The organism is Kurthia gibsonii (genome assembly GCF_006539985.1).
In the GTDB taxonomy this organism is placed as follows: Bacteria; Bacillota; Bacilli; order Bacillales_A; family Planococcaceae; genus Kurthia; species Kurthia gibsonii.
The window spans coordinates 37,778-47,550 of sequence record NZ_BJOB01000019.1; the positions used below are offsets into that span (position 1 = coordinate 37,778).

11 protein-coding genes are annotated in these 9,773 nt (G+C 34.9%); 10 read left to right on the forward strand and 1 reads right to left on the reverse strand.

Going from position 1 to position 9,773, the window contains the following annotated elements:
* Positions 1 to 32: 32 nt before the first annotated feature.
* Complete coding sequence (locus KGI01_RS07710; RefSeq protein WP_141274216.1) at positions 33 to 1,577, reverse strand: hypothetical protein; 1,545 nt, start codon at positions 1,575 to 1,577, stop codon at positions 33 to 35.
* A gap of 358 nt (positions 1,578 to 1,935) precedes the next feature.
* On the opposite strand from KGI01_RS07710, the gene pilM reads away from it, so the two are divergent.
* The 10 genes from pilM (at position 1,936) to minD (ending at position 9,731) form a co-directional block, all read left to right on the forward strand.
* Positions 1,936 to 2,916, forward strand: coding sequence for a type IV pilus biogenesis protein PilM (pilM, locus tag KGI01_RS07715; protein ID WP_141274217.1), 981 nt, complete (start codon positions 1,936 to 1,938; stop codon positions 2,914 to 2,916).
* Positions 2,913 to 3,506 (forward strand): PilN family protein, encoded by a 594-nt coding sequence (locus KGI01_RS07720; protein ID WP_141274218.1) that lies wholly within the window; start codon positions 2,913 to 2,915, stop codon positions 3,504 to 3,506. Before pilM ends, KGI01_RS07720 begins: the two co-directional genes overlap by 4 nt.
* Entirely contained in the window at positions 3,506 to 4,207 is a 702-nt protein-coding gene (locus KGI01_RS07725; RefSeq protein WP_141274219.1) for a hypothetical protein, read from the forward strand. The genes KGI01_RS07720 and KGI01_RS07725 overlap by 1 nt, the downstream gene beginning before the upstream one ends.
* Before the next feature lie 217 nt (positions 4,208 to 4,424).
* Entirely contained in the window at positions 4,425 to 4,994 is a 570-nt protein-coding gene (locus KGI01_RS07730) for a hypothetical protein (RefSeq protein ID WP_141274220.1), read from the forward strand.
* On the forward strand, positions 4,991 to 5,683 hold the full coding sequence (radC, locus tag KGI01_RS07735) for a RadC family protein (protein ID WP_141274221.1): 693 nt from the start codon (positions 4,991 to 4,993) through the stop codon (positions 5,681 to 5,683). Before KGI01_RS07730 ends, radC begins: the two co-directional genes overlap by 4 nt.
* Positions 5,684 to 5,776: 93 nt before the next feature.
* Complete coding sequence (locus tag KGI01_RS07740; protein WP_068452268.1) at positions 5,777 to 6,796, forward strand: rod shape-determining protein; 1,020 nt, start codon at positions 5,777 to 5,779, stop codon at positions 6,794 to 6,796.
* A 16-nt stretch (positions 6,797 to 6,812) separates the two neighbouring features.
* Positions 6,813 to 7,715 carry a rod shape-determining protein MreC gene (mreC, locus tag KGI01_RS07745; RefSeq protein ID WP_141274222.1) on the forward strand — a complete coding sequence of 301 codons (903 nt, stop codon included), beginning with the start codon at positions 6,813 to 6,815 and terminating at the stop codon, positions 7,713 to 7,715.
* Complete coding sequence (gene mreD / locus KGI01_RS07750; protein ID WP_068452275.1) at positions 7,715 to 8,242, forward strand: rod shape-determining protein MreD; 528 nt, start codon at positions 7,715 to 7,717, stop codon at positions 8,240 to 8,242. Before mreC ends, mreD begins: the two co-directional genes overlap by 1 nt.
* Before the next feature lie 18 nt (positions 8,243 to 8,260).
* On the forward strand, positions 8,261 to 8,932 hold the full coding sequence (locus KGI01_RS07755) for a septum site-determining protein MinC (RefSeq protein WP_141274223.1): 672 nt from the start codon (positions 8,261 to 8,263) through the stop codon (positions 8,930 to 8,932).
* 1 nt (position 8,933) lies between these two features.
* Positions 8,934 to 9,731 (forward strand): septum site-determining protein MinD, encoded by a 798-nt coding sequence (minD, locus tag KGI01_RS07760; protein ID WP_068452281.1) that lies wholly within the window; start codon positions 8,934 to 8,936, stop codon positions 9,729 to 9,731.
* The last annotated feature ends 42 nt before the right edge of the window (positions 9,732 to 9,773 follow it).

Below are 9,773 nucleotides of genomic sequence, written 5' to 3' on the forward strand. Positions count from 1 at the left end.
ACGCTTGTAGCATGGTGTTGACTTTTTGTCTTTTATTCAAACTGTTTAATTTGTCCGTACAAAGCAAAATGTTTCGGTTTATCATATACTGCATATTGAATCGGAATATTAACATTGTCTTTTAACGGTTTATGCTGCACAGTTGAGTCAGTAACGACAATGGCTTGACCAAGAATAGAACCTTTAAAGTTTGTTTTGTCTTTTAATTCAATATTTGCTTTCGGTGCAAGTAATAACTTCCCTGTATTTGATTTGCCGCCATTGATTACAACACGCTTTCCACCTGATAAAATATTGCCTTTATACGTATTTGTGCGTAAAGTAATATCTGCTTTTTTACTATAGATAAACCCGCTACTACGGAAGTTTTGTGAGAATTCTAATGTTGCATCACCATCAAAATAAGTAGCAATTTTTGCTTCTTCTGCTACAATTTCACCTTCAGATTCACCCATTTCTTGAATAAATAATTTGAGTGTTCCACTACCTAAAATATGTAGTTTTGCACCACCATTTAAATTCAGTGTATCCAAGCGAAGTGTTTGAACACCGTCACCAATGTCAATATAAGCATCTACACCATCTAGTGTTAACTCTTGAAGGCGTTCTTCAGAAGACGTGAATTGATAAGGTGTGTCTATTGAAAAGTCTTCTTGTGTTTTATCCGTTACGGTCATAGTGCTATTTTGTAAATAATAGTAATTGATTTTCTTATCTTTTTTTTCAGGGTCTGGATTTGGAATAATTTCAGTTACATATTTTTCTTCTTCATTGTATGGTTGTTCATCAATTGTTTTTAATTCATTCATCGGGAAGATTGGTAGAAAATTATTGAAATTTTGTTCATTCCAAATTTTTAAATCCGATGCTTCTGTATTCCCATCATTGAAACATTCATTCAAAAAGCTTGTTCCAGTCAATTCATATTGACAAGAAGAACCATCTATTTGAATGTTACGTGGATTTTTACTCGCCATTAATCCCCATACTTTTGAAGCATTCTGGACAACAATTTCCTTGGATGCATGAATGGCATAAGGTGGCTCATAGCGACCTTGCCTCATCGTTGTATCCATTTCTAAGTCTAATTGAAGGGGTTGCTTTAATTTTGTCTGCTCTCCACCGATACGTCCAGTCGATTGAATTGTATATTGATTTGGTTTTGAATCTTTTATAATGAGTGTGGTAGAGATCGGCTGTATATCATCTACTTTTTGATGTGTATCCCATGTTTTCGGGATACCTGATTTACGGTTTAATAAAGTTTGAATTTTATAAAGCGTAATTTTTTTTACATCAAACGCCGCTTTTTCAGATGGACTTAATCGTTCATATCGTTTTTGAACATCTTGATAAATTTGAATCATTTGTTGTTTTATTTCTAGTCTTGCATAGTCTAATCCTTCAGTCGCAACTAGATAACTCCCTTTTGTATTTGCTGTTGTGACAAGAGGAACTTGTTTTCCTTCAACTGCTTTATTCACAATAAAGGCAGAAATAATGAATAAACTAATCAATAACATCGCAATGAGCGACCTATTTGATTTCTGTGAAGGTCGCTTGTTTGTTTTTCTCACGTAATTCACCCCGGTTAATCAATTTGATTTCTGTGTATGTAAAAAGTCATGTTATTTATAATATACCCATTTTTTTCTATTTCAGCTCTTTTTTGATGTATTATAGTAATAATCGTTTTTTCTCACGTAACTATCATACAATTTACAAAAAATGTACTCAATAGCTTTCTTGTTAATTTTTAGGGCAATATATTTATTTTACACTCCAAAAGTATTATAATGAAAAAATATATGAAAGAAAAAATAAATTCTACTTTTTTCCTGAAAATGTATTCGTTATGTAAAAAATAGGGTATGTATCCGAGTGATAACATGTAAAGTGTATAATTAAAAGAGAGAAAAAGAGGAGGTACCCAAAATGTTAGGCAATAAGAAAAAGAGTTTATCTATTGTTTACAATGACTTTTTGGTGAGTATATTAGCGGTGGTAGGCAGCGATTTGAGTAAGGGAATTACATATCAGATTCCTCTGCAGGAAGGAATCGTACAGCATGGACGTATTTTAGACCCAGATGCTTTTTATCGCGCTTTACAAACGCCTTTAAAAAACTTAAAAATTAAAAAGTACCATGTGCGTGTTATTGTACCGAATCGTGATGTTGAGATGAAGCGTATTGCAGTTCCAGAGAATTTAACAACGTTCGACGAAATTGATAATTATATATTTAACGAGATTGGCAAGTCGATTCATTTAGCATTTGAAGCTCCTGTTGTAGATGTTTATGATGAAGATCCAACGGATGGTGAGGCGATGCTTTTTGCAACAGAGCGTAATGAAGTCGATAAAATTATTGAAGTTGTGGAATCGCTAGGTCAAATCCCAGAAGTAGTCGATATTAAATCTTTAGCAAACTTACGTACATTAGAAAAAGTAATGCCTTCTTATACTGAAAAAACATCGATGATATTAGATTGGTCCATCAATGAAGTGACGATGTCGATTGTTGAAAATCATCATGTTAAATTATTGCGCACGCATACAATTCCAACAACACAGTCAGATTGGATGTTAAAAGAACAAGAAGCACACAGTTTTACACATACATTGTCTAATCATATTGAGATGTATATGGATGAACTCAGTCATGCATTCGTTGAAATTCAACATATATGCCAGTTTTACGAAATATCTTTAAATAAAGGAATGAAGCAAGTTCAACAACTCATTGTATTAGGCGATCATCCAATGTTGCCAAAGATTACAGAGTTATTGCGCGTGAAATTCCCATTAGAAGTAGTTCAAATAACAGATGAACAAGTAGGGGAAGTTTTTACAACGTATCAATTAAAACATTGCAGTTTACTTGGATTAGAGATGAAGGAGGCTTCGATGGTATGATTCCAAATATTAACCTCCTGCCGCAAGATCAGTATCCACCCAAAAGAAAAAATAGTTTAATGAAACTAATCATTATTGTTTTATTGCTTATCGTAATTATTTTTTATGGTATTAACTATTATTTGTTAAGTAATGATATTGCGAAAATGGAGAAGAAAACGGATCAGTTAGCGACACAAATTCAAACAGAAGAAAAAACGTTAACACAAGTACAAAGTAATCCATCTTATGCGATTGCAACGTCTGTACAATTTGCTGAGAAATACCAAACACCTATATCAAATATTATTGAAGTCGCTAATAAATATATGCCAGGTTCTGGTGAATTAGCAGGGTTAGATTATAAAGATGATCAGGTTGAATTTATCGTGTATTTTGATAATTTAAATGAAGCTTCGACATTTATTCGTAATTTAGATAATGAGTCAATCTTCAAAACAGTAAAACTTGATTCAGCTTCGACTTTTACAAAAGTAGATGTGGATAATGTTGGTGAAGAACAGACAATGAATGAGAATGCACAGTACAAAGCGATTATTCTTACGACATTAGATCCATCAGCAACTACTAAAACAGGGGGTGCGAAATAATGCGTGCAAAAAAGAAGAAAAATAATTCATTTGTGTACACATTATCCATTCTCCTCGTTATAGCGGTTGGTGTGGGATTATATTACTATGCGTTGAAACCAGAAATGGCTTTATACGATTCACTTAATCAAAAATATACTGAACAACAAAAGTACTTAACGAAATTATCGACTGAACAAAGTCAAGCAAAAAAAGAAGTTGAACGTGCACATACGATGAAGTCACTTGAATCGAAAATTCCTGCAAATGCGGATTTACAAAGTATTGTAGATGCTTTAGATGAAGTGGAGTATGCAAGTTCAGCAACTGTAACAAATATTCGTTTTAATAACTATGAAGAAGAGACGAAAGAGGTGCTTGATGAAAAAAACACGAGTCTAACAGAAGCAGAGCTATTCCAAGCAGATGAAAATGAATTACCAATTTCTCCATTAGCAAATCAGAAAAAGCCAGAACACTTGAAGTTAATAACAATGGATTTATCTGTGAGTGCATATGATGTAAAAGATTTGAATCGCTTTATTAATAAAATAGAAAATTTGTCGCGTTTATTCATTGTGGATGCAGTTAAGTATGAAAATACGAACGAAAAAGAAGGTTTAGTTACAGCAAAAATACAAGCGACAACATTTTATGTAGAAACAAAAAGTAAAAAAGAAACAACTAAAATAGCGAATGAGCAAAAGACCGTGAGTAAATAATTGATGTTATGCGCATTTATAAAAGTACACCCCTCATTAATCTAGATGATGCAAGGGTGTACTTTTTTGAAAGTCGCTTTATTTTAAATCTAAAAAGAAAAATAAGTTTTTTATAAAAAAAGAGTTAAATAAAGGGTTGTTTTTAGTAAATAAAGTGAATAGTACAAAGAGCCCTTTTTAACCATACGCTATACTTTATGGAAAAAGGAGGAATTATATGAACCCCACACCAATCCATATTATAAGTTCTAACCCTTATGAAAAGAGTATATGGCAAAAATATTTTGAATATATGTCATATCAAACATTTGAATTGCCTAATGAGTATATACATGAACATCAACAAGTAAGTGAAGTGCATCTTTATTTATACCAATTACTAACAGGTATTTATGATGTATATCGTTTAGCCTATCACCACTTTTTTGAAGTAGAAAAGAAAAAGCTTACGTATGAACAATGGTTATTTTATGTAAAAAAACATCCTTTTGCAAAAACAAAAGTAACGACGATGATTTTACTTAAATATCGTCAATATATTTTAACGGATGTTTACGAAACGCCTGTTCGTTCTTTACCACCACAAATAAAAAACCTTCAAAAATATATTCAAACTAAGGAACCTTTTTTAGATGATGTTAGTTATAATAGGGTAGGAGAAGGGCAAACTTGTAAAGACGGTAATGAATATATTTTCACGCATGCAATTGAATTGCCATTCCAAAGGGTTGAAATGATGCTGAGAAAGTTGGCGGAAATGGAACATCTTGATGAGGTGATGTCATGATGAAAAAAGTCAATCATTGTATCCAGCAAGTAGCGACACAAGAACGACCGAGAGAACGATTGGTTTTGTTTGGTGCAGAACAACTTTCGAATCATGAGCTATTAGCGATTTTAATTGGCTCAGGAACGAAAAAAGAATCTGTTCTTGATATTGCAACACGATTACTAAATCAGTTTGAAACATTACTCAATTTGAAGCATGCCACAATTGAAGAACTGCAAGCAGTCGATGGAATTGGTCGCGTTAAAGCGATGTATTTATTGGCGGCTTTTGAACTAGGAAGAAGAAGTCATCTTCCGAATCGTTTAGAGCGAACGGTTGTGAAACATCCAGATGATGCAGCAGACTATCTAATGTCTGATTTAGCACAGTTAATGCAAGAGCATTTTGTCGTTCTATTTCTCAATGTGAAAAATGAAATCATACATAAGCAGACGATTTTTATCGGTAGCTTAAATGCGAGCATTGTTCATCCGAGAGAGATTTTTCGTGAAGCGGTAAAGCGCTCGGCAGCATCAATTATATGCGCGCATAATCATCCGTCAGGAAATCCAACTCCAAGCCCTGAAGATATAGAAGTAACGAAGAGAATAGCGGAAGCCGGAGGAATTATTGGAATTGATTTACTAGATCATATTATCATCGGCGATTATCGGTATATTAGTATGAAAGGAAAAGGTTTCTTCTGATACTGTTCCTTTTTATATTTTTCCGTTATAATGAAACGTATGATTTTATGACAGCTAGTTATTATAAACGGCTAAGGAAAGGAAGAAATTAACGTGTTCGGATTAGGTGGAAAAGATGTCGGTATTGACCTTGGCACAGCAAACACACTTGTATTTATTAAAGGGAAGGGTGTCGTACTACGTGAACCATCTGTTGTAGCGAAAAATACGCAAACAAACACAACAGTAGCAGTAGGTAACGAGGCTAAAAATATGATTGGTCGTACACCAGGATCAATCGTAGCAATTCGTCCAATGAAAGATGGCGTTATTGCAGATTTTGATATTACAACAACAATGATTAAGCATTACTTACAAAATGCCTTAAAAGTAGTAGGTAGTTCATTCAAAAAACCAAACGTTGTTATATGTGTACCATATGGTATTACGTCAGTAGAAAAGCGTGCAGTCATTGATGCAGCACGTCAAGCGGGTGCTCGTGAAGCGTTCGTAATTGAAGAACCATTTGCAGCAGCTATCGGCGCAAATTTACCAGTATCAGAACCTACAGGTAGTATGGTTGTAGATATCGGTGGCGGTACAACAGAAGTAGCAGTAATCTCACTTGGTGGTATCGTAATCAGTGAATCTGTACGCGTAGCAGGTGATGCAATGGACCAAGCGATTATTGCATATATCCGTAAATCATATAACTTAACAATTGGTGAGCGTACAGCTGAAACAATTAAAATGGAGATTGGTTCTGCGACAAGTTCAATGGATGAAGAGCAAAAAATGGAGATTCGTGGACGTGACCTTGTAACAGGTTTACCAAAAACAATCGAAATTTCTTCTATTGAAATTGCAGATTCATTACGTGAATCGATTTCAGCAATTATTGATGGTGTAAAGAAAACTTTAGAACAAACACCACCAGAGCTTTCAGCTGATGTTATGGAGCGCGGTATTGTTTTAACAGGTGGCGGAGCATTACTTCGCAACTTAGATAAAGTAATTAGTGATGAAACAAACATGCCTGTATTTATTGCAGAAAATCCATTAGATTGTGTAGCGATTGGAACAGGTATGTCATTAGACCAAATCGATACATTAAAACAACAGCAAACAATTTAAGGGAGGGAAATCGGCAATGCCACAATTCTTATCGAATAAACGATTAATATTTCTTCTTATCGGAGTCATTCTGTTAGTGGCATTGATCAGTTGGACCTTAAGCGATCGCGATAAGGTATCACTCCCTGAACAAATTATTAAAGATACAGTCGGCTTAGGACAAAATATTGTTGCTAAGCCGGCTGGTTATGTTACAGGGCTTATTAATAGTGTAGATGACTTATTGAACACATATGATGAGAATAAGCGTCTTAAATCACGATTAGAAGAGTTTGGTACACTTCAAGCAGAAGTAAATGAGTTAGAAGTTGAAAATAAAAAGCTTCAAAAGTTATTAGATAAAAAAACAGATCTTCGCGTATATGATCCAATTCAAGCGAATGTTATCGCGCGAAATCCTGACCAATGGGAAGAGAAGTTAATTCTAAATGAAGGATCTTCAAATGGCGTGAAAAATAACATGGCTGTTTTAACATCTGAGGGCTTAGTTGGGAAGGTTGTTCAAACAACACCTTACACATCAGAAGTAGAATTATTATCAACGAATAATACAAATTACCGCGTATCGGCTACTGTCTCAAGTAAAGGCAAAGAAGCGCGTGGTTTAATTGAAGGTTATGATGCAAAAAGAGGCGAATTAATGCTAAAACGTATTGATTCAAAATTGAAAATTAAAAAAGGTGATAAAGTAACAACTTCTGGTTTAGGGGGTATTTTCCCTAAAGGTATTTTAATTGGAGAAGTAACAAAAGTGACAACGGATGATTTCGGTCTAACAAAATTAGCGTATGTTAAACCAGCAGCTGATTTCCAAATGATTGATCATGTAATTATTGCAAAACGTCAAGCAATCCAAGTGGATGGCTCAGACGGTGATGCTACGAATAAAAACCTTTCTTCAGAAGGGAATGACAAGTAATGGCGAAGTATTTAATTCCTGCTGTCGCCGTCATTCTATTCTTTTTAGAAACAGAATTCTCACTTTTTTCACCGATTGATATTAATGGTCAACGAGAATATTTAGTTCCTCGCTTTGTCATTCTTTATTTAATTTTTCTCTCTATCTATTATGATAAGAAGCGCGCGATGATTTATGGACTTGTTTTTGGACTCGTGTACGATATTTTTTACATTGATATTATCGGTTTGTACACTTTCCTTTATCCGTTCATTTGTTTTATTGCTGGTTCTACAGTAAAATATATACATCAGCATCTAGTTGTCACAACAACATTATCATTACTGCTCGTAGCACTTCTGGAAATTGCGTTGCATCAATTTTTCTTACTCATAGGTTATACTGATATTTCTTTTACAGAATTTTTAAATCATCGTTTAGTACCGACAATGATTGCCAACTCTGTATTTTTAATTATGCTTGGTTGGACGTTTAAGTACTTACTTGAAGCAAGGGTTCTAGAAAAAGCAAATCAGTCAATAATTTAATGGAGTGAGGTGGCTTTTTTGACAACGAAACAACTTATCAGTCTAAAGGGGACAAAAGAAGGTTTTGTCCTCAAATTAGACGACCAATGTGGCTATGAGGAATTATTGCGTGAATTGGAAGGAAAGCTTGCAGAAGATCGTCTTGATGAACAAGTAGAGGTCCAGATTGCAATCGGAAACCGTTATTGTACAGATGAACAAATGAATGAATTGCTTCAAGCAGTACAGGAAGCATTAAATGTTCGCGTATCGAAAGTGAAAAGTGACGTCATTACGATTGAAGAATCGAACCAGCGTATAATGGAAAGTCAGTCTTCTACATATATTGGGATTGTACGCTCTGGTCAAACTGTCAGTTCAGAAGGAGATCTTGTCATTGTTGGAGATGTAAATCCGAATGCACAAGTTACAGCAGGCGGAAGTATTTATGTCTTAGGAAAGTTAAAAGGAAGAGCACATGCAGGGAAAAATGGCAACTGTGAGGCAGTTATTGGAGCGTCATTTTTATCCGCTACACATTTAGCAATTGGTCATGTTCTTGAAATCATGACGAATGAAAAGCAAGAGTTGGCTGAAACACCAGAAATGGAATGTGCTTATTTACTTGATGACGAGACAATTGGCATTAAAAGGCTTCAAGAACTGCGTATTATTAGACCGAATTTGTCTACGTTTAAGGGAGGAAGCTAATGTGGGAGAAGCTATTGTAATTACTTCCGGTAAGGGTGGAGTTGGTAAAACAACAACCACTGCCAATCTAGGAACTGCATTGGCACTGCAAGGCAAGTCCGTCTGTTTAGTCGATACAGACATCGGACTACGTAACCTAGATGTTATATTGGGGTTAGAAAATCGTATTATCTACGATTTAGTTGATGTGATTGAAGGACGATGTAAAGTTCATCAGGCACTTGTAAAAGATAAGCGATTTGAAGAATTACTATACTTATTACCTGCTGCACAAACAGCGGATAAGAATGCGGTTAACCCGCAACAAATGAAAGATTTAATCGATGAGTTAAAAGAACAATTTGACTATGTTTTAATTGACTGCCCAGCAGGAATTGAACAAGGCTACCGCAATGCAATTGCGGGTGCTGAACGAGCGATTGTTGTGACAACGCCAGAAATTTCAGCTGTTCGAGATGCAGATCGCATTATTGGTTTATTAGAGCAAGAAAATATCGAGCCACCGAAATTAATTATTAATCGTATTCGTACGCACCTGATGGATCGCGGCGAAACACTTGATATTAATGAGATTACAATGCATCTATCACTCGATTTAATTGGTATTATTCCAGATGATGATCGTGTTATTACATCTTCGAATAAGGGTGAACCGATTGTGTTAGAACCATCTACACAAGTGGGGAAAGCTTATCGTAATATCGTGAGACGTGTAATGGGGGAGTCTGTACCATTAATGACACTAGAAAAAGAAAAGCAAGGAATCTTCACTAAATTTAAAGCTTTATTTTCAAAATAAAGATGCGAGCGAATTTCACCGTTTTAGGTTTAGAAATTCGGC

Coding starts and splice junctions, on each gene's coding strand:
- KGI01_RS07725 (WP_141274219.1), top strand. CDS start 3,506: ATGCGTGCAAAAAAGAAGAAAAATAATTCATTTGTGTACACATTATCC.
- mreC (WP_141274222.1), top strand. CDS start 6,813: ATGCCACAATTCTTATCGAATAAACGATTAATATTTCTTCTTATCGGA.
- pilM (WP_141274217.1), top strand. CDS start 1,936: ATGTTAGGCAATAAGAAAAAGAGTTTATCTATTGTTTACAATGACTTT.
- mreD (WP_068452275.1), top strand. CDS start 7,715: ATGGCGAAGTATTTAATTCCTGCTGTCGCCGTCATTCTATTCTTTTTA.
- radC (WP_141274221.1), top strand. CDS start 4,991: ATGATGAAAAAAGTCAATCATTGTATCCAGCAAGTAGCGACACAAGAA.
- KGI01_RS07720 (WP_141274218.1), top strand. CDS start 2,913: ATGATTCCAAATATTAACCTCCTGCCGCAAGATCAGTATCCACCCAAA.
- KGI01_RS07730 (WP_141274220.1), top strand. CDS start 4,425: ATGAACCCCACACCAATCCATATTATAAGTTCTAACCCTTATGAAAAG.